The 19778-nt window shown below is 68.3% G+C and carries 18 protein-coding genes, 2 tRNA genes and 3 pseudogenes; 8 read left to right on the plus strand and 15 right to left on the minus strand.

Annotated elements, in window-relative coordinates; genetic code table 11:
- Positions 1-178: 178 nt before the first annotated feature.
- Entirely contained in the window at positions 179-973 is a 795-nt protein-coding gene (locus tag AD428_RS07670) for a ChbG/HpnK family deacetylase (protein ID WP_235489425.1), read from the plus strand.
- 148 nt (positions 974-1121) lie between these two features.
- Here AD428_RS07670 and AD428_RS26000 read toward each other — a convergent pair whose 3' ends face one another.
- Both AD428_RS26000 and AD428_RS07680 read right to left on the minus strand, forming a co-directional pair.
- A complete protein-coding gene (locus AD428_RS26000) occupies positions 1122-1781 on the minus strand; it encodes a hypothetical protein (protein ID WP_353506951.1) in 660 nt (219 codons plus the stop codon).
- A gap of 80 nt (positions 1782-1861) precedes the next feature.
- Positions 1862-1937 (minus strand) — tRNA-His (locus tag AD428_RS07680).
- 219 nt (positions 1938-2156) lie between these two features.
- On the opposite strand from AD428_RS07680, the gene AD428_RS07685 reads away from it, so the two are divergent.
- The gene (locus AD428_RS07685; RefSeq protein ID WP_053244744.1) at positions 2157-3614 is read left to right on the plus strand and encodes a phospholipase D-like domain-containing protein; all 1458 of its coding nucleotides are present in this window, start codon (positions 2157-2159) and stop codon (positions 3612-3614) included.
- 15 nt (positions 3615-3629) lie between these two features.
- Here AD428_RS07685 and AD428_RS07690 read toward each other — a convergent pair whose 3' ends face one another.
- Positions 3630-4058 (minus strand): PaaI family thioesterase, encoded by a 429-nt coding sequence (locus tag AD428_RS07690; RefSeq protein ID WP_053244745.1) that lies wholly within the window; start codon positions 4056-4058, stop codon positions 3630-3632.
- A 162-nt stretch (positions 4059-4220) separates the two neighbouring features.
- Here AD428_RS07690 and AD428_RS07695 point away from each other — a divergent pair, with 162 nt between their 5' ends.
- Positions 4221-5102, plus strand: coding sequence for an NAD(P)-dependent oxidoreductase (locus AD428_RS07695; protein WP_053244746.1), 882 nt, complete (start codon positions 4221-4223; stop codon positions 5100-5102).
- Positions 5103-5128: 26 nt separating this feature from the next.
- Here AD428_RS07695 and AD428_RS07700 read toward each other — a convergent pair whose 3' ends face one another.
- A complete protein-coding gene (locus tag AD428_RS07700) occupies positions 5129-6388 on the minus strand; it encodes an MFS transporter (protein ID WP_053244747.1) in 1260 nt (419 codons plus the stop codon).
- Positions 6389-6680: 292 nt separating this feature from the next.
- A pseudogene (locus tag AD428_RS24590) lies at positions 6681-7232 on the minus strand (response regulator); the annotation flags it as partial.
- 366 nt (positions 7233-7598) lie between these two features.
- Here AD428_RS24590 and sodC point away from each other — a divergent pair.
- Positions 7599-8120: a superoxide dismutase family protein gene (sodC, locus tag AD428_RS07710; RefSeq protein ID WP_053244749.1), complete on the plus strand. Its 522-nt coding sequence runs from the start codon at positions 7599-7601 to the stop codon at positions 8118-8120.
- Between the two features lie 152 nt (positions 8121-8272).
- Positions 8273-8551, plus strand: a complete 279-nt coding sequence (locus AD428_RS07715) for a hypothetical protein (protein ID WP_053244750.1) — start codon at positions 8273-8275, stop codon at positions 8549-8551.
- Between the two features lie 309 nt (positions 8552-8860).
- Here AD428_RS07715 and AD428_RS07720 read toward each other — a convergent pair whose 3' ends face one another.
- The 3 genes from AD428_RS07720 to AD428_RS07730 all read right to left on the minus strand — a co-directional run bounded on the left by AD428_RS07720 (position 8861) and on the right by AD428_RS07730 (position 11583).
- Positions 8861-9289: a bleomycin resistance protein gene (locus AD428_RS07720; protein WP_053244751.1), complete on the minus strand. Its 429-nt coding sequence runs from the start codon at positions 9287-9289 to the stop codon at positions 8861-8863.
- A gap of 82 nt (positions 9290-9371) precedes the next feature.
- The gene (locus AD428_RS07725; RefSeq protein ID WP_053244752.1) at positions 9372-10928 is read right to left on the minus strand and encodes a DHA2 family efflux MFS transporter permease subunit; all 1557 of its coding nucleotides are present in this window, start codon (positions 10926-10928) and stop codon (positions 9372-9374) included.
- Positions 10929-11034: 106 nt separating this feature from the next.
- On the minus strand, positions 11035-11583 hold the full coding sequence (locus AD428_RS07730; protein ID WP_053244753.1) for a MarR family transcriptional regulator: 549 nt from the start codon (positions 11581-11583) through the stop codon (positions 11035-11037).
- Positions 11584-12069: 486 nt separating this feature from the next.
- On the opposite strand from AD428_RS07730, the gene AD428_RS26005 reads away from it, so the two are divergent.
- Positions 12070-12291, plus strand: coding sequence for a hypothetical protein (locus AD428_RS26005; RefSeq protein WP_152968018.1), 222 nt, complete (start codon positions 12070-12072; stop codon positions 12289-12291).
- Between the two features lie 86 nt (positions 12292-12377).
- On the opposite strand, the gene AD428_RS07735 is transcribed toward AD428_RS26005, so the two are convergent.
- The 7 genes from AD428_RS07735 to AD428_RS07765 all read right to left on the minus strand — a co-directional run bounded on the left by AD428_RS07735 (position 12378) and on the right by AD428_RS07765 (position 17561).
- Positions 12378-12454 (minus strand) — tRNA-Arg (locus AD428_RS07735).
- An 81-nt stretch (positions 12455-12535) separates the two neighbouring features.
- Positions 12536-13120: a helix-turn-helix domain-containing protein gene (locus AD428_RS07740; protein ID WP_053244754.1), complete on the minus strand. Its 585-nt coding sequence runs from the start codon at positions 13118-13120 to the stop codon at positions 12536-12538.
- 12 nt (positions 13121-13132) lie between these two features.
- A complete protein-coding gene (locus AD428_RS07745) occupies positions 13133-14425 on the minus strand; it encodes an NAD(P)/FAD-dependent oxidoreductase (protein WP_053244755.1) in 1293 nt (430 codons plus the stop codon).
- A 46-nt stretch (positions 14426-14471) separates the two neighbouring features.
- The gene (locus AD428_RS07750; protein ID WP_053244758.1) at positions 14472-15125 is read right to left on the minus strand and encodes an amino acid ABC transporter permease; all 654 of its coding nucleotides are present in this window, start codon (positions 15123-15125) and stop codon (positions 14472-14474) included.
- Between the two features lie 38 nt (positions 15126-15163).
- Positions 15164-15709 (minus strand): amino acid ABC transporter permease, encoded by a 546-nt coding sequence (locus tag AD428_RS07755; protein WP_235489430.1) that lies wholly within the window; start codon positions 15707-15709, stop codon positions 15164-15166.
- A gap of 164 nt (positions 15710-15873) precedes the next feature.
- Positions 15874-16665, minus strand: a complete 792-nt coding sequence (locus AD428_RS07760) for an ABC transporter substrate-binding protein (RefSeq protein WP_053244756.1) — start codon at positions 16663-16665, stop codon at positions 15874-15876.
- Between the two features lie 146 nt (positions 16666-16811).
- Positions 16812-17561, minus strand: coding sequence for an amino acid ABC transporter ATP-binding protein (locus AD428_RS07765; protein ID WP_053244759.1), 750 nt, complete (start codon positions 17559-17561; stop codon positions 16812-16814).
- A 126-nt stretch (positions 17562-17687) separates the two neighbouring features.
- On the opposite strand from AD428_RS07765, the pseudogene amaB reads away from it, so the two are divergent.
- Positions 17688-19191 (plus strand): annotated as a pseudogene (gene amaB / locus AD428_RS07770) (L-piperidine-6-carboxylate dehydrogenase).
- Positions 19192-19317: 126 nt separating this feature from the next.
- Positions 19318-19778, plus strand: a pseudogene (locus tag AD428_RS07775) (phospholipase A); the annotation flags it as partial.

The raw sequence follows: 19778 nt of genomic DNA on the forward strand, positions 1-19778 counted from the left end.
GCCAGTGGCGGCGCGCGCATCCCGGCCCCCGCCGACGCCCGCCCGCCGTTCCCGGGCAGTGCCGCCGCCCCCACCTCGGACGACGCGCGCGATCCGCCCCCGCCCGCCTCAGCGCGGCGGCGCGGGTCCGCATCATGGCGCGCGCAAGCCGGGGTCCCGCCAAGGCTGGAAACACATCGTGGTGTGCGCAGACGACTTCGGCATGACTCCCGGCATCGACGCCGGCATGCTGCAGCTCGCCGCAATGGGCCGGCTCAGCGCGGTGAGCTGCCTCGCGCTCGGCCCCGCCTTTGCCGCCGACGCCCCAGCCCTGGCCGGCATCGACGCAGACCTGGGCGTACACCTGAACCTCACCGAAGCCTTCGACGCCGCGGGCCGGACCGCCGTCATGCCCCTGCCGGCGCTGATCGCCCGGGCCTATACCGGCCGTCTCGACGGCGCCTGGATCGACACGCAGCTGGCGCGCCAGTTCGACGCCTTCGAGCGCACCCTGGGACGCGCGCCCGACTACGTCGACGGGCACCAGCACGTGCACCAGCTGCCCGGCGTGCTGCCGCGCCTGCTGGACTTCCTGCGGCGGCGCTACGGCCCCCAGCGGCCCTGGCTGCGACACACCGCTCCCGGCATCCTGGACGGCATTCCGCTGCGCGACGCCGCCAAGGCGCACCTCATCGGCGCACTGGGCGCGGCCGCGCTGCGCCGCGCCGCGCACCGCGACGGCTGGCGCACCAACCGCCGCATGCTGGGCGTCTACGGCCTGGACGGCGGCGTGCGCCGCTACGCGGCCCTGTTGCATCACTGGCTGTATCACGCGCTGGACGGCGACCTGATCATGTGCCACCCCGGCCTGCCCAGCTCCGGCGACCGCCTGGCCGGCCAGCGCGCGGCCGAGTACTCCGTGCTGGCCAGCCCCCTGATCGGCGAATGGATGCGCTTCAACGGCGTGCGGATCGCGCGGCTGTCGCGGCGCTAAGTGCGCGCAACCCTTGGCTGCCTGCGCGTCAGTGACCACATGGCTCTTGGCAGGCAACTCGCGCGCCAGGGCAACCGAGCGCTGGCATGCCTGAGGCGCGGCCGATACCCAGCGTATTTTGCGCTCGCGCCGGACCGCCTGTGCGGTTTCAACGCGAAAGCCCCGAATCTTGAGCGGCGACCTCACGCCATTCGGGCTTTGAGCGTTTTGCCAGCAGCGTCGCGCCGCCCACCAAGATGACGGCGGGCAGACCCAATTGAAGCGAGGAGCTGAAAAGCTCGAAGAATTGCAGCGAGACGAAGATAGCCACCGTGATGCTCGCCCCGAGCACGGCTTTCCATCGTGTCAGGGGCGGCAGGCTACCCGCCGTCTCGCGCCGGGAAGCCAGGCGAAAAGAAGCCAGGAAGATCATCAACCAGACGGTTAGTGCGCCGATCGTGGCAACAGCGGTCGCAAGCTTAAAGACAAATTGCCCGTCGAGCGTGAGCGCGATGAAGATGGACGCCGAACACGCGAAAGCGGCCAGCGGCGCCACGCGGGGGCTGGCCGCGAATGCGCCCCTCAGGCGCAATGGCAGATCGCCAGCCAGCGCGGCCTCGCGGAGGGTGCGCGCGGCGCAATACAGCAGGCTGTTTACGACGGAAAGAACCGTCGAGGCTGACAGGCACTGAATCCAGGACCGGCACGTTGCGGATGAGGCTGCGCAGCGAGAACACGCCAGGACAATGGCGCAGGAGTGCCTTCGGGGTCTCCAATGCACGGGTACGACCGGCGTCGAGTCGTGAAGATGAAGAGCGCCTGATGTCACCAATCGGTGTTCCTGCCACCATCAGGCAAAGAAAAAGGCGCTTCGGAATTAACCTAAGCGCCTGATTTCATTGAATTCTATGGGGTGGCTGATGGGACTCGAACCCACGACAACCGGAATCACAATCCGGGACTCTACCAACTGAGCTACAGCCACCGCTGCGGTTTGCCGTTTTCCCTTTTTCGGGCCTGCGTGCCAGATAGGGTATCGGGCACGCGGCTGGCGGCTTCGTGCGAAGCGGAAGCAGCAAAGAAGTCAAATATTAGCATGTTTTTTCCCAGGTGTGGAAGCCCGGCTTGAAAGCCGGCGCTTCCTTGCTATTCTTGCGCTTGCCCTTCACCCCCCGCTTTTCGGAGCCTGTCCGCTTTCGCCGCCATGGATCGCCTGCACGCGCTGCTCATCGAGTATTGGCCTCATCTGATCTTCGCAGTCAGCGTGGTGGCGGGAACGGGCGCGGCGGTGCACGCGGCGATGACGAAGCAGGATGTGCGCGCGGCTATCGGATGGGTAGGGGTGGCGCTGTTTTCGCCGCTGTTCGGCGCGCTTTTCTATTTCGTAGCGGGCATCAACCGCATCCGCAAGACGCGGGTGTCGCAGCAGCGCGACGAAGCCATGGTGATCGACGCCGACCAGGTCGAGACGCCGCCCGTGGACGTGGCGCCGATCTCGGGTCCGCAGTTCGCCTCGCTCAAGGTGCTGGGCGACCGGGTGAGCCGGTTCCGCCTGCTGGGCGGCAACACGGTGCGGCCGCTGGCCGGCGGCGACGAGGCGTATCCGGCGATGCTGCTGGCCATACGCGGCGCGCGGCACGCCATCGCCATGCAGAGCTATATCTTCGACAACGACGTGATCGGGCGCGAAATGGCGCAGGCGCTGATCGAGGCGCATGCGCGCGGCGTGCAGGTGCGGGTGCTGATCGACGCCATCGGCGCCAAGTATTCGCGCCCGCCCATCGTGCGCATGCTGGCCCGGGGCGGCGTGCCGGTGGCGCGCTTCATGACGAATCCGCTGGGCGTGATGCGCATGCCCTACGCGAACCTGCGCAGCCACCGCAAGGTGCTGGTGGTGGATGGCCGGGTGGGCTTTACCGGCGGCATGAACGTGCGGGCGGCATTCGTGAGCGCGGTGGCGGGCCAGCGCGTCAACGCGGACACGCATTTCCGGCTGGAAGGGCCGATCGTAACGCAGCTGATGTCGGTCTTCGCGCACGACTGGAATTTCACCACCCACGAATCGCTGCCCGCGCGGCCCTGGTTCGATCCGCACGCGACGGCGCCGGCGGGCAGCGTGCCGATGCGCTGCGTGCCGTCGGGCCCGGACCGGGCCATCGGCAGCACGCACAATATGCTGCTGGGCGCGCTGGCGGTGGCGCAGCGGCGCGTGCGCATCCAGTCGCCGTATTTCCTGCCGGACCAGACCCTGATCGGGGCGCTGGCCACGGCGGCGCGCCGGGGCGTGCAGGTGGACATCGTGATTCCCGGCAAGAACAATCTGCGCCTGGTCGACTACGCCATGACCGCGCAGCTCGACCAGGTGATCCACACGGGCTGCCGGGTCTGGCGCGCCCGCGGGGCCTTCGATCATTCCAAGCTCATGACGGTGGACGACGCCTGGGCCTACGTGGGGTCTTCCAACCTGGATCCGCGCAGCCTGCGCCTGAATTTCGAGCTGGACACCGAGATCTACGACCCGGAACTGGCGCGCTGGATCGGCGCGCGGATCGACGGCCTGATCGCCAACGCGCGCCGCGAAACGCTGGAGAACCTGCTGTCGGCGCCCTTCCTCAAGCGGCTGCGCAACAAGGTGATCTGGCTGGCCACGCCGTACCTGTAGGCGGCGCGGGCGGCCTCAGGCGTCGGAGGCCGGCACCGGCGCGGCCCGCACGGCAAAAACCGCATTGGCCTTGAGCATGACGCGCCCGCCCACGCGCAGCAGGCAGGTGGCGTAGACCAGGCGCCTGCCTTGCTTGTCGATCTGCACGTGCGCCTCCAGCCAGTCGCCGGGCCGCACGGCGTTCAGGTATTCCACCGACATCTGCACCGTCACGATGGACAGGCCAGTCTGCTCGTTGATGGCCAGCCCCAGCGCGCTGTCGGCCAGCGTGGCGAGCAGGCCGCCGTGGGCGATGCCGTGCGTGTTCATGTGCGGCTGGGCGATGCGCAGCGCCAGCACGCCGTCCGAGGCGCGGCGGTACAGGGCGCCGAGGTCGGCCAGGTGGTTCATGTAGGGACTGCCGGGGCGCCAGGGCGCGTAGCCCTCGGGAATCGGTTCTGTCATGGCTCGGAAAGGGAAATTGCGTCGGTCCTAGTATCGCAAAGCGGGACCCGGCCAGGACCGTGGCCGCGCCCGCACGGTCGCGGGGCGGACGGTCCGCGGCCGGTCCGGCTTGGGAGTAACATCTACGCCACAACACAACCTACAAGGCAGGAGCAGTGGAAGATGGCAAGAATCGGCATGGCGGGCATCGGCCTCATGGGCCACGGCATCGCGAGCAACCTGGTCAGGCACGGGCATGAGCTGACGGTGCTGGAGCACCCGGGCAACCAGCCCCTGGACGCGCTGAAGGCGGCGGGCGCCCGCAGCTGCGCCGACGGCGCGACGCTGGCGGCGCAATCCGACATCATCATCCTGTGCGTGACGGGCAGCCCGCAGGTCGAGGCCGTGCTGCTCTCGCCGGGCGGCGTGCTGCAAGGCCTGCGTCCGGGCGCCGTGGTCATCGACTGCTCCACCGCCATCCCCTCTTCCACCCTCAAGGTGGCCCGGGAAGTGGAGGCCCGGGGCGGCCGGTTCCTGGATGCGCCCATGACGCGCACGCCCAAGGAAGCGGCCGAAGGCCGGCTCAACCTGCTGGTGGGCGGCGACGCCGGCCTGTTCGAGCAGTGCCGGCCCATTCTGGCCTGCTTCGCCGAGAACATCACGCACGCCGGCCCGGTGGGCGCCGGACACCGCATGAAGCTGCTGCACAACTACGTGTCGCTGGGCACCATCGCGCTGCTGGCCGAGGCGGCCGCCTGCGCGCTGCGCGCAGGCATCGACCCCGCCGTCTTCGCCGACGTGCTGGGCAAGGGCGGCGGCGGCGGCGTGGCGCTGGAACGCCTGAAGCCCTATCTGCTGGAGCAGGACGCGTCCTCGCTGAAGTTCTTCATGTCCAACGCGCAGAAAGACCTGTCGTACTACACCACCATGGCGGCGGAGACCGGCGCGGTGGACCATATCGGCGAGGCGGTGCTGCGCACCTACGACGAGGCCGTGGAACAGGGCGGCGGCCAGCGCTACGTGCCCGAACTCGTTTCGCTGCTGAAAGACCGCAACACCGCCTGAGGCGCCGGGCGGCCGCCCGCGAATACTCATGCCGCCGCGGCTTGCCGCGGCAGGCCGCGCACCGGCAGGCGCAGGGATACGAGAGCGGCCAGCACCAGCAGCGCGCCGGCGGCGCCGAAGGCGATCCAGTGCGTGCCGAATGCTTCGTAGGCCCAGCCGCCCAGCCAGGAGCTGATCATGCCGCCGACCTGGTGCCCCAGGTACGCCAGGCCGTACAGCACGCCCACCAGCCGCACGCCATACACGTCGGCCAGGATGGCCGATGACAGGGCGATGCTGCCGGCCCACACCACGCCGCCGATGGTGGCGGCCAGGTACAGCTCCCAATGCGTGCCGACGGCCGCCAGGGCGAAGAATCCCAGACCGCGGACCAGATAGATCGCGGCGAGGATATTGCGCCGCTCGAGCTGGTCCGACATGCGGCCCAGCACCAGCGTGCTGAAAATCGCCACCAGCCCGATCAGGCCGATGCCCAGCGAACTGGTGGTGGCGTCGAAGCCGTGGTCCATCAGCATGGGCATGCCGTGCGTGCCCAGCAGGTTCATGCTGAAGCCACAGGCGAAAAGCCCCAGCGCGATCTTCCAGAAGGGCATGCTGCGCACCGCCTGCGGCAGCGCCATGGCGGGCGCGCGGGACGCGGCCTCCGCCGTGGCCGCCCTGCGCCGGGAAGCGTCGCCGGGTAGCAGATCGGTATGCTCCGGCGCCTGGTCGCGCACGACGAACAACGCCACCGGCACCGTGAAGAGCGCGAATATCGCGGCAAAGCCCAGCAGGGTTCCCTGCCAGCCGGCCGCCGAAATCGCGAAGGCGAGCGTGGGCGTCATGAGCGCGATGCCGGCCATGGAACCGGTGGAAAGAAAGAACAGCGCCATGCCGCGCTGGCGGGTGAACCAGCGGCTGATGACGGGAGTAAGCGCCACCGGGCTGGTGAAGGCCAGCCCCACGGAAAGCGCCACGCCGAAGGAAAGCAGGAACTCGACGGGCCCGCGGGCAAACGCCGTCCAGATGGAGGAAAGCACCACGATGGCGGTGCCGGCCAGCAGCACGAACCGCGTGCCGCGCACGTTCACGAGGTGGCCGGCCAGCGGCATGGCGAGCCCGTAGCACAGCATGCCCACGGCCACGATGGCCGACAGCAGGCTGCGGGAAAAGCCCAGGCTCTCGGCCATGGGCAGGAAGAACGGGCCGATGCCCATGCGCAGGCCGACCGTCAGCAAGGTCAGCACCGTGGCCGCCGCCACGATGTTCCAGCCGAAATACCAGCGCCCGGCCGCTTGTTTGTCCACGTTGTCTCTCCTCGGTGCGTATCGTTTTTGTCGCCGTGCGCGCGTCCAGCACAGGCGTGCTTTCGATAGTACCGCCAGGCGCGACGCCGAAACGCACACACGTGCGAAAACTGTCCGGTGACCGGCCACCGGAACGCGGAGAAAGCGAAACGGGCGGCGGAGCGGGACAGCTCAGCCGGCGTCGGGCGCGCGCGCCTTCGGCGGCGTGGATGCGCATGGCCTCGAAGCCGTGGCGGATCAGGTCGGCGTCGCGCGACAGGCCGAGCTTGCGCATGGCGCTGCGCTTCTGCGAGCTCACGGTCTGCACGCTGCGGTGCGACATGCGGGAGATTTCGGTAATGGTGGCACCGGAACAGAAAAGACGGATCACCTCGGCCTCGCGGCGCGTCAGGCTGACGGCGTTGCCCGGCAGGTCGAGGCTGGCGATCATCTTGCGGATGGAGGGGGAATGGTAGACGCCGCCCTCGTGCAGGGTGCGCACGGCATGGAGGATGTGGCTGGCGGCGTCCAGCTTGCTCAACAGGCAGAGCCCTTCGTAGGCCAGCAGGGAGCGCAGCAGCGTGGCGTTGTCCACCACCGTGAGCACCGCCAGCCCGGTCTGCGGAAAGCGCCGCCTGAGCAGCGCGATGAGGCTCAGGCCGTCTCCGTACCGGCCGCCCGGCATGACGTAGTCGGCGATGACCACGTGGCAATGCTGCGCCTCCAGGCGGGCGACGAGCTCGGTGGAGTTGCTGGCGCAGCCCATCAGGTCGATGGCCGGGTCGCGCTCGAGTTCGTGGCTGACTCCCGAGGCCACGATGGGGTGATCGTCCGCGACGAGCACGCGGATAAATCGGCTGGTCATTGCCCTGCTACCTCCTCATGCGTGTACCGGCCGGGCGCGAGGCGCCGGCGGGAACGCGGGCGCGGGATGCGGGATACTGGGTGCTTGGGTGGGCGCTCCACGGACGGGAGCGTTCGCGTGGACGGTATGGTGCGTCTCCCACAACGACATTCACATAGGAAGATTCCGGAAAACTCCCGCGCGACCGTGGCGTCGCCGCAACCGGCGGCGCGGCCGGACGCAAACGGAAGCACGGCCACACATCCGTTCACCATTCGCCCGGCGCGCGTGCGCCACGGCGCCGTCCGCGCCGATACACTTGCCGTTACGGCCGAGCGGAACGCCCGAACGCGCCGCCGGGACCGCCTTCCCAACAGGAGCACAGCCATGCGAATTCTGATTTCCGGCGCCTTGATGGCCTTTTCCGCCGCCGCCCTGGCGGCCAAGCCGGTCACCGTGGAGATGTCCTTCGTCAGCCTCAAGGGCGTGGAGAAATCCGCGGGCACCGTCAACATCGAACAGACGCCCTACGGCGCCCTGCTTACGCCCAAGCTCGAAGGCCTGCCGCCCGGCATTCACGGCTTTCACCTGCACGCCAAGCCTTCGTGCGACACCGCCGACGTGGACGGCAAGCCCACCCCCGCCGGCGCGGCCGGCGGCCACTGGGATCCGGATAAGACCAACGCCCACAAGGGCCCCTACGACAAGACCGGCCACAAGGGCGACCTGCCCGCCCTGTATGTGGCGGCCGACGGCAGCGCCACCTACCCGGTGCTGGCGCCGCGCCTGAAAGCCTCGGAATTCGCCGGCCACGCCCTCATGATCCATGCGGGCGGCGACAACCACAGCGACCACCCTGAAAAACTGGGCGGCGGCGGCGCGCGCATCGTGTGCGGCGTGGTGAAGTAAGCGCCCTCCCACGGCGGCGCCCCGCCGGTCCCTCATCGTGCCAGCATCCACCAGATCCCGGGCGCCGGCCCGGGCCGCCGTCCCAGCCGCGCTGGCGCGCGGCCCGCAAACTCCCTAAGATGCCAGGCTTTCCGCCATACGCATCGAAACCCATGAAAAAGACCACGCCGTGCGCACTGTCGCTTGCCCTGGTTCCGGCCGTGTGCCGGGCGGACGTGGGCAGCCTGGGCCACCTCGTGGTCACGGCGCTCGCGGCTTTCCTGGCGGTGTGGGGCGCGCTGTCCCTTGCGGTGTTCCTGCTGCTGCGCCGGAAGAAACCCGCGGCGCGGCGCTTCGGCTGGGCTGCGCTCTTCTTTCTTGCGCCCGCCCTGCTCCTGGCCGCCCTGACGCTGCTGGAGCTGCTCAAGGAACGGTCGGGCCTGTTCGGTTGAGGCGGGCGCCCGCGGCCAGCTCCCTGCGTGTTCACTGTGATGTGCAACAGCCCGGGAATGCGGCCCAGCCTCGCCTTGTGGAACTCGCTGTCCTCCGGCGCCTCGGAAACCAGGGACATGATGGCCGCAGGTCATGGCTGCGTCCCGGCAAAAGCGCCTCGGTCGCCAGCACATACAGGTGGGCGGCGCGCAGGTTGTTGTCGCGACCGTGACGCCCTCGTTATTGTTCCGGCGCAGCGCCGGAACGTAGATATCCCCTTGCGCCCATGCAGGCATTCGCGCAAGGCCATGGCGAGAATCAACCGCGCATCAACCCGCCCAGGGCCGCTGGCCAATCGACGCGGAAAACCGAAGCAGGTAGCCGTCGGGATCCTGCGCCAAGAACTGGCGCACGCCGAATTCGATCCCGTCCGCGCGGTACCACCGCTCTTCGGGCGCCAGGAACAACGGCCATCCCTGCGACCGCAGCGCCTCGACCAGCGGTTCGATGGCCGGCACCGCAATCTGGAAATTAATGCCCCGGCCGTATGGACGTTGCAGCGGACCGGTGACCCAGGTCCGGTTGGCGCGCACTTCTTCCAGCATGATCTGGGCGCCGTCCAAGTCCAGGTAGGCAAACCCCTCTTCCTCGCGCCGGTACAGAACCGAAAAGCCGAGCCCCGTCCAGAACGACAGGCTCGCCGACATATCGCCGACCAGCAGTTCAGGGACCAACCGGGCCCAGGAAACGTTGCGCATGCTTTCTTCCGAATGAAATGCCGGGCGCCGCCCATGCCAGTGGAGAGATGATGCGCAGATCATACCCGGGCGAACGCAACGTTCAGTCGGCCTCCATCGGCGCGGGAGTTTCTTCTTCCCGCATTGGCGCGCGCCGGCGGACGCGCATCAGCAGCAGACAAGGCAGCGTCGCCAGCGTCAGCCACATCATCAGCCGGTAATCGTCCAGGTAAGCGATGAACGCCGCCTGGTTCTGCAGCACCTCGTCCAGCCGCGCCAGGCCGGCCAGCGAGTGCAGGTCGAACACCCGGTCGAAGCCGTCCGGCCGGGTCAGCAGCGCGCCCGCCGTCACGTATGCCGCCAGCGAACTGTGCATGGCGGCGGTGTTGCGCGTCAGCAGGGCCTGCATGGCCGAGATGCCGATGCTGCTGCCCATGTTGCGCGACAGGCTGTAGATGGCCGTGCCCTCCGGCCGCAGCGCACGCTCCAGGGTGGAGAACGTCAGGGTGGTGAGCGGCACGGAAGAAAACCCCAATCCCAGCCCCTGGATGAATCCGGGCCACACGATGTGCCATTCGGAGAGCACGGGCGACAGGTTGGCAAGCTGCCACAGCGACAGCGCGGTCAGCCCCATGCCCAGCGCGATGATGAGCCGCTCGTCCACCCGGCCCACGATGCGCCCGGCAATCAGCATCGACACCATGGTGCCCAGGCCGCTGGGCGCGGTCACCAGCCCCGTGGTGATGACGGGGTAGCCCAGCAGCGTCTGCAGCATGGGCGGCAGCAACGCGCGGGTAGCGTACAGCAGCAATCCCAGCAGGAAGTAAAACGCGGTGCCGGTCACGAAGTTGCGGTCGCGCAGCAGTTGCACGTTCAGGAACGAACCCGCGCCCGCGGTGGCGGTATGGATCACGAAAAACGTCAGCGAGATCACGGCGCACACCGCGTAGGCGCGTATCTCCAGCGACTCGAACCAATCCACCTGCTCGCCGCGGTCCAGCACGAGCTGCAGCATGGCGACGAAGACGGCCAGCGTCGCGAAGCCGAACCCGTCGAAGCCCGCCTTGCGCGGCGCCGCCTCGTCGCGCAGGTAGAACCAGACGCCGGCGAAAGACAGCAGCCCGATCGGCAGGTTGATGAGAAACACCCAGCGCCAGCTCATGTTGTCGGTCAGCCAGCCGCCCAGCGTGGGCCCCAGGATGGGGCCGAGCATCACGCCCATGCCCCAGGTCGCCATGGCGCGCGCATGGCGCTCCGGCGGATTGATGTCCAGCATCACCGACTGCGAGAGCGGCACCAGCGCCGCGCCGAACGCGCCTTGCAGCAGGCGCGCCGCCACGATGGCCGCCAGGTTCGCCGCCGCGCCGCACAGCAGCGACGCGATCGTGAAGCCGGCGATGGACACCAGGAACACGCGCGAGCGGCCGTAGCGCCCCGTCAGCCAGCCCGTGACCGGCGTGGCGATCGCGGCGGCCACGATGTACGAGGTCAGCACCCAGGTGATCTGGCTCTGCGACGCCGACAGCCCGCCCGCCATGTGCGGCAGCGCGACGTTGGCGATGGTGCTGTCCAGCGTCTGCATGACGGTCGCCATCATGATCGACACCGTGATCATCCACCGATGCGGTTCGGCGGCGGGCGGAGAGCGTTGGGCATCCATGGCGGCGGCAAGAGGGATATTAATAACCTACGTTACTATCAGAATGGCCGGGACCCGGGAAAGCGTTGCGTGAAACCGGAAACCCGGCGCCCGGGGTGCGCAGCCCCTAATCCACGGCGCGCAACAGCTTGCGCGTCAGGGCCTCGAACTGCGCCAGCTCGGCGGCGTCGAAGACGGCGAACGTGCGCGAGAGCTGCGCGCGGCGGCGCGGCAGGTACTCCTCGACGAACTGCCGGCCCTGGGCGGTGAGCTGCAGCAGCACCTGGCGCCCGTCCTGCGCGCTGGCCACGCGCTGCAGATAGCCCTGCTCCGCCAGTTCCCTGGAGATCCGCGTGACATGGGTGCGCGACGCATTGAGAAAGTCGCTGAGCGCGGACGGCATCATTTCGTGCTCGGGGCTGCTGTAGATGATGACCAGCGCCGTCCACAGCGTGGAATTCAGGCCGTGCTCGCGCAGCGGTTCGTCCAGCCTGTCCGTCAGCCGCAGCGCCGTGTATTGCAGCAGCCGCGAAAACACCGACTGCTGCAAGGGCCCCCTGCCTTTCGATCCCAGCCGGCGCGACAGGTCGCGCATCGCCTGCTCGAAGGGGTCGAACGAAGACGCCTGCTCGGCGGGCGGCGCGGTCGCGCCATCGGGAGCGGTGTCGGTGGACATGGCGGCATCCGGAAAATAATAACGTAGGTTACTACCACGGAATGCGCATGGCAAGCCCGCCGCGGGAAGTTCTCGGCGCAGGGAAAGGCTGGGGTGGAATGCGCGCCGCCGGCAACGCGGCGCAATGGGGGGGCGCGGCAGGAGGGGCTCGAACCCCCGACCTCAGGCTTGGAAGGCCCGTGCTTTCAATTATTAACGTCTTGATTTATATGCGCTTTCGCCGCGCTGCGTTAGAACTGATCCAGGAAAACAACGACGGTTTCATGTGGGTCTTGAGGGATCGGTTCTAACGTCCAGACACCTCATTTTGCGCCGATACTGGCCTGGGCCTGGACCGAGAAAGAGCGCCTGTAGTCCAAGCGGCTGCATGGCGTCGTTCAAAGGGCATTGGACCGCGACGACCCCGATAGCCCCTACCTCTTCGCCCCGACCAGAAGCACCGAAAGCTACACGCGACGGGGCTGGGCCTCTAGCTGGAAGGACGCAATGCTGGCATGGATCAAGCCGCATGGCGATGAAGTTAGCGAAAGGACGCTGACCAGCCAACCGATGTACTTCAATCTGCAAGACGTTCGGCCGGCAGCGATCACAAGCAAACTCGCCAGGCGCGATGCCGACGCCTACGACTTCGCCGCGCACGCCAACCCGGCGACAACCCATCGACACTATGACCGACGGCGCATCAAACGAGCTTCTGCTACAGAGTAAAGTTCTGACGCTGGCGAAAAAATTCTAATAATTGCCACGTTAGCGACCGCCAAATCCGCATAAACGCTTGATTCCATGAGCAATCCTGGCGCGGCAGGAGGGGCTCGAACCCCCGACCTCAGGCTTAGAAGGCCCGTGCTCTATCCAGCTGAGCTACTGCCGCGCGATGGTGACCGGCGCCCGAAAACGGGTCCGGGCCGCGAATTTTACCCTGTTGTGCGCGGCGGGGGAAAAGCCCGGCGGCTCAGTGTTCGCCCAGGTCGGCATGGGTGGAGATCCACAGCACCATGGCGTCCTGCTCGCTCACGCTGATGACCCGATGGCCCATGCGGCTGTCGATGTAGAAGCTCTCGCCGGCGGCGAGGCGGGCGGGCTGGTAGAACTCGGTGTGGAGCTCGACTTCGCCGCTCAGGACGTAGACGAATTCTTCGCCGTTGTGGCGGCTCCAGTCATGGAATTCGTCGAAGGAGCGCGCCTTGATGCGGGTGTGGAACGGCATCATGCGCTTGTGCGAGAGCGCAGTGCACAGGAGCCGGTGGTCGTAATACGGCGTTTCGTACTGGCGGCCTTCTCCCCGGCGGCTGAGGCTGCGCCGGCCGGTGCCCATGTGGGCGTCGGAAGGCGTGAACAGCTCGGCCACGTCCAGGCCCAGGCCGGCGGCGATCTTGATGAGGTTGTCGTAGGTGGGAGAAAGCAGACTGTTTTCGATCTTGGACAGGGTGGACGCGGACACGCCCGTGGCCTCGGCCGCCTGTTTCAGCGTCCAGCGGCGCGCCTGGCGCAGGGCCCGCAGCCGTTGTGCCAGTACGCTCTGTTTGGTGGCTCGCATCTGTACATCCTGTCATATGCGCGAGCGCCGTTCCCGCCACCAGTCGCGCGCCTGGTACGACCAATACGTGAGCTGGACCGCCGCCGTGCCCAGCGCCCCGCCGTTCCAGGCCAGCCCGAACGGCTCGAAAAGCCGGTAGCGTCCGCTGTCGCCGGCAATGCCCTCGGCAACCACCCGCCCGCCGATGGCCGTGGTGTTCATGCCGTGGCCGCCGAAGGCGGTGCAGTACCACACGTCGGGCGCCAGCTTGCCGATCTGCGGCATGAGATGCCGGGCGTAGGCCATGCGGCCGGACCAGGCCGTCTCGACCCGCAGCCCCTGCAATTGCGGATAGACGGAAAGCAGCTCCCGGCGCAGCGACTCGGCGAGATCGGGCGGGTCGTCGACGCGGGTGGTGATTCTACTGCCCCAGCCGATGCGTCCGCCATCGAGGACGCGATAGTAATTGCCGGCGCGGCGGTCGTCGCCGATGGCGGCCGCGGTGCGGATGGCCTGGCGCACCCGGTCGCCCAGGGGCTCGGTCAGCATGATGTAGGTGGCGATGGGCAGCATGGCGCGGCGCAGCCCGGGCACGACCGGCCCGGTGTAGCCGCCCATGGCCAGCACCACACAGCGCGCCTCGATTTCCCCGCCGGCGGTGCGCAGGCGCTTGACCGCGCCGTCGAGGCCGGCCTGCGAGACGGCGCTGTCTTCGTGGATGCGCACGCCCAGGCGCGCGCATTCGCGGGCCAGGGCCCGCGCATAATTGAGGGGGTGGAAATGGAACGAAGCCGGGTCTTCCACGCCCTGGAAATACGCGTCGGACACCAGGCGCTCGCGCACCTGGGCGCGGGTCAGGAACCGCACTTCCCGCCCGAAATCGCGCTGCTGGGCTTCGCAGAAGCGCTGCAGCGCCTCGGTGGCCTCGTAGCGCACCACGCGCAGCCTGCCGTCCACTTTGTGGGCGTCGGCAATGCCCAGGCTGCGGATGTTCTCGCGGATGATTTCCACGCCCTCCATCGACAGGCGGTAAAGCTGGCGGTAGTGCTCGGGGCCGACGCGCGCGATGATGGCGTCGGCGCCCGCCGAAAACGCGGGCGACACCGAGCCGCCATTGCGGCCCGACGCTCCCCAGGCGATGCGCCGGGCCTCCAGCAGGGTCACGTCGCGTCCCCGGCGGGCGAGTTCCAGGGCGGCGGACAGGCCCGCCAGCCCGCCCCCCACCACACAGATGTCGGTGGACGCGGCGCCGGCCAGCGGCGGGTAGTAGGTGTCGCGGTCGGCCAGGGTGCGCTGGTAGTAGGTGTCGACGTATTCGGAGGGCATGGCGGGGTTCGGTGGAAACGGGACCTGGAGCGTGGCGATACGCCCTCTAATGCAGGGAAGCGGCCTGCATGCGGCCCGTCAGCCGCTTCTCCAGCCAGTTGGCCAGGCGCAGCAGCGGGTAGCAGTAGACGAAATAGATGGCGGCGATCAGCGCGTAGATGAAGAGCGAATGGGCCGGAAAAGTGATGATGAACACTTCGCCCTGGCGCGTGAGTTCGGTAATGCCCACCACCGAGAGGATGGCCGTGCTCTTGATGAGCATGACGTATACCCCGCTCATGGGCTGCACGATGAGGCGCATGGCCTGCGGCAGGATGACCAGCCGCAGGATCTGCAGCGGCCGCAAGCCCAGCGTCATGGCGCCCTCGGTCTGCCCGCGCGGCACCGCCTGGATGGCGCCCATGACGATCTCGGCCACGTAGCACGAGGTGTACACCGACAGCGAGACGAAGGCCGCCGTGCCCGAGTCCCAGTGCAGCATTTCGATGCCGGAGCTGGGCAGCACGAAATAGAAAATGTAGAGCTGCACCAGGAACGGCGTGCCGCGCAGCACGTGGATGTACAGCCCCAGCAGCTGGTGCGCCACGCGGATGCGGTAGCTGCGGATCACCCCGATCACAAAGCCCAGCAGCGAGCCCGCGATAATGGCGACGAAGGAGATCTTCAGCGTCTCCCAGAAGCCCTTGAGCAGAAAGGGCATGACCACGCCGGCGGTGGAGAGGTAGGCGTCCAGGGTGCTCACTTGGCGCTCCAGGCCGGGCCGGCGAGCCAGAGGCTCACGCCCCTGGACAGCAGCAGCATGACGCAATAGATCATCAGATAGCCCGCCGCGATGGTGAGGAAGGCCTCGTTGGGCACGATGCGGTCGCTGTTCATCTGCACGCCCGCGGCCACCAGTTCGAACACGGTGATGAGCGACAGCAGCGAGGTGTCCTTGATGAGCACGGCGGTCTGCCCCAGCAGCGGCGGCAGGATGTTGGCGAAAGCCTGCGGCAGCACCACGTAGCGCAGCCGCTGCCGGTAGTCCATGCCGCAGGCCTTGGCGCCTTCGATCTGCCCGCGCGGCACCGACTGGATGCCGACGCGGATGATCTCGCTCATGTAGGCCGCGTGGTGCAGCGTCAGCGCGATAATGCCCAGCGCCATCTCGCTCCAGGCCTTGGCGCCGGGCACGAGCGCGGGCACGGCGTAATAGACCAGGTAGATCTGCACCAGCAGCGGCGTGGCGCGCACGAACTGCACGTAGCCCGCCACCGGACGCCAGACCGGCGCGCGCTCGGACATGCGCGCCAGGGCCAGGGGGGATGCCCGCCAGCACCGCGAGCGCCAGGCTGGCGCCCGCGGCGATCAGGGTGTTGGCGAGGCCTTCGGCGAATTGGCCCGTGTACTGGCCGACGATGCGCCAGTTGTAGTAGTCGAGCAGCCAGTCCATGCGCGCGCCGGCCCCGTCAGTGGTCTTTCTTCCAGTCGGTGGAGTACCAGTACTTCACCATTTCGGGCAGGGAGTTGTCGGCGGTCTTGAGCGACTGCCAGTTGTCGAGCCAGAACTTCAGGCGGAAGGCGTTGGGCGCCACAGCGAAGGCCAGCGGCTCGCGCACCATGATGCCCTCGAGCACGCGCAGGTTGCCGAAGTCGGCGATGAACTGGTTGGCGGTGGTGAGCGCCATGATGCCCGCGTCCAGCCGGCCGCTGGACAGCGCCTGGCCCACGGGCGCGCTGCCGCCCGAGAATTCCTTCATAGTGGCCTTGGGCAGCATCTTCTTGCCCACCTCGGCGTAGGTGCTCGCGCCCAGCACGCCCACCGTCACTCCCTCCTTGTCTAGCTCGGCGTAGGTTTTGTACGGCGAGTCCTTGGGCACCACGGCCACGGTTTCGGCGTAGAACATGGGCACCGAGAACAGCACCTGGGCCGCGCGCTGCGGCGTGGGCGTCATGTCGGCGGCCACCATGTCGGCCTTGCCGGACAGCAGCGCGGGAATGAGCCCCTTCCATTCGTAGTCCTGCAGCACCAGCTTCACGCCGAGGTCGTCGGCCATGCGCCGCGCGACTTCGACGGCCAGGCCCGTGCGCTTGCCCGACTTGTCCATGAAACTCATGAGCGGGCCGGACGTCTGCACGGCCACGCGCAGCTCGCCGCGCTTGATGATGTCCGACAGCTCGTCGGCCTGCGCCGGCGCCGCGACGGCGCAAGCCGCCAGCGCCAGCCCTGCCGCGCCCAGCCATAGTCTGATCTTCAGCATTTGAGACCCCTTGCGGTGAATGAAACCACGTTTCCGGACGATATCGGAGGCGCGGACGGCGTCCGGAACCGCCCTGCCTGGTTTGCTGCCGTGCCGCTGCGATGCCAGGTGCCGCGAACTACAGGATCCGAACCACGGGATCCGGACTACAGAATCTTTTCCAGGAATGCCCGGGTGCGTTCGTGCCGCGGATGGACGAAGACGTCTTCCGGCGTGCCCGCTTCCACCACGCGGCCGCCGTCCATGAAGAGCGCCCGGTCGGCCACGTCGCGGGCAAAGCCCATTTCGTGGGTGACCACGGCCATGGTCATGCCGTCGCGCGCCAGGGCGCGCATGAGTTCGAGAATGCCGCCCACGGTTTCGGGATCGAGCGCCGAGGTGGCCTCGTCGAACAGCATGAGCTTGGGATCCATGGCGAGCGCGCGCGCGATCGCAACACGCTGCTGCTGCCCGCCGGACAGCTGGCTGGGGTAGCGGTCGGCGTAGTCCGCCATGCCCACCCGCCCCAGCAGTTCGCGCGCGTAGCGCTCGGCCTGGGCGCGGCTGCGGCCGCGCACCACGCGCTGCGGCAGGGCCACGTTGTCCAGGGCGTTGCGGTGCTGGAAGAGATTGAAATGCTGGAACACCATGCCGACCTCGGTGCGCCAGGTGTTGAGATCGGTGGCGGGATCGGTGATGGACACGCCGTCCACGCGGATGCTGCCGCTGTCTATGCTTTCCAGGCCGTTGATCGTGCGCAGCAAGGTGCTCTTGCCCGAGCCCGAGGGGCCGACCACCACCATCACCTCGCCGCGGTCCAGTGCGCAGTCGATGCCGGCCAGCGCCAGGTGCGGCGGCTGCCCGTCGCGGCGATAGGTCTTGGTGACGGCCTGCACTGACAGCAAGGGTTCTGCCACGGACACTCCCTGGCGCCGCCGGCACGGGGCGGCGGCAAAAAGGTTTCGCGTTTCACAATGGAGTTTCGTATAGTAAATTTTTTTCCAACCTCTCCACTTAGGCATAACCCTAGGGAGCCACTTGCCATGGACAAGCCTCAAGACATCCTGCGCGCGCTCGGCCTGAAGCCGGAGGCGCTGAGCGGCGGCTCGCTTTCCGCCCGCAGTCCCATCGACGGCGCCGAACTGGCGCGGGTGCATGAGCACACCGTGGCTCAGGCGCATGCCGCGATCACGCGCGCGCGCCAGGCCAGCCTGGCGTGGCGCGACGCGCCGGCCCCGCGCCGGGGCGAACTGGTGCGCCTCTTCGGGGAGGTGCTGCGCGAGCACAAGCGCGCGCTGGGCCGCCTCGTGAGCCTGGAGGCGGGCAAGATCCTCGCCGAGGGCGAAGGCGAGGTGCAGGAAATGATCGACATCTGCGATTTCGCGGTGGGCCTGTCGCGGCAGCTGTACGGATTGACCATCGCTTCCGAGCGGCCGGGCCACCGCATGATGGAAACCTGGCATCCCCTGGGCGTGGTGGGCGTCATCAGCGCCTTTAATTTTCCGGTGGCGGTGTGGTCATGGAATGCCGCGCTGGCGCTGGTCTGCGGCAATGCCGTGGTCTGGAAGCCGTCCGAGAAAACGCCTCTCACGGCGCTGGCCTGCCAGGCCCTGTTCGCGCAGGCGGCGCAGCGCTACGGCGACGCGCCGCCTGGCCTGACCGAACTGCTGATCGGCGGGCGCGAAGTGGGCGAGGCGCTGGTCGACTCGCATGCGGTGGCGCTGGTGTCGGCCACGGGGCTCCACGCGCATGGGCCGGCAGGTTGGCCCGCGCGTGGCGCAGCGCTTCGGCCGCGTGCTGCTGGAGCTGGGCGGCAACAACGCCGTCATCGTGGGCCCCACCGCCGACCTGGACATGGCCGCGCGCGGCATCGTGTTCGGCGCCATCGGCACGGCGGGCCAGCGCTGCACCACCACGCGCCGCCTCATCGTGCACGAGAGCGTGGCCGACGAGCTGCTGCGCCGCCTGCGCCTGGCCTACGCCAGCGCGCCCATCGGCAACCCGCTGGAAGCCTCCACCCTGGTCGGCCCGCTCATCGACCGCGGCGCATTCGACGCCATGCAGGCCGCGCTCAAGGCGGCCCGCGAGCAGGGCGGCACGGTCACGGGCGGAGAGCGCGTCCTGGCAGACCAGTATCCCGACGCCTGGTACGTGCGGCCCGCCATCGCCGAAATGCCCGGCCAGACCGACGTGGTGTGCCACGAAACGTTCGCGCCCATTCTGTACGTCATGCGCTATACCGACTTCAGCCAGGCGCTGGCCATGCAGAACGGCGTGCCCCAGGGCCTGTCCTCGGCGATCTTCACCAACGACCTGCGCGAGGCCGAAACCTTCCTGTCGGCGGCCGGCTCGGACTGCGGCATCGCCAACGTGAACATCGGCACCTCGGGCGCGGAGATCGGCGGCGCGTTCGGCGGCGAGAAGGAAACGGGCGGCGGCCGCGAATCGGGCTCGGACGCATGGCGCAACTACATGCGGCGCGCCACCAACACCATCAATTATTCACGCACGCTGCCGCTGGCGCAGGGCATCAGGTTCGGGGAATAGCGGCGGTCGCGGGTGTTGCCTGCGCGCCATAGAAATGTGACGTTTTCTACAGGCGCGCCGGGGTTTTTACAAACGGTAGCGGGGGGTCGATGTTACAGTTCTTCGTCCCAATCTAAACCCGCGATCATGGCTGTCATCCGCGTTCTCCGCGCCAATCCGCGCCTGTCTTTCCCGCTCGGCGGCCTGGCCGCCGCCCTGGCCCTCGGCCTGGCGGCCCCGGCCGACGCCGGCGTCTCCTACCGCCTGGACCGCCCGTCGGCCGCGCCCGGCGAGGCCGTGACCATCGAAGCCGTGTACTTCAATGAAGGCTCGGCCCGCGCCAACTGGGAAGCGCCGCCCGAGCTGGTGCTGCAGTGGCGCGGCTCGGACGGCCAGATCGTGCGCAGCCTGGCCAAGCTGCGCGGCGGCAAGGCCAGCTACAGCGTGCCGGTAAACAATTTCGCGCGCGTGGCCTGGACGGCCGTGGTGCCCGCCACGGTCAACGGCCTGCAGGCCGTTTCCATCGAGGGCCAGCCCGCGATGATGGCGCTGGACGCCACCGGCCGCGAAACCGGCACCGTGGCCAGCACGCCCGCGCAGGGTCCGGT

This window comes from Achromobacter sp. DMS1, assembly GCF_001270295.1.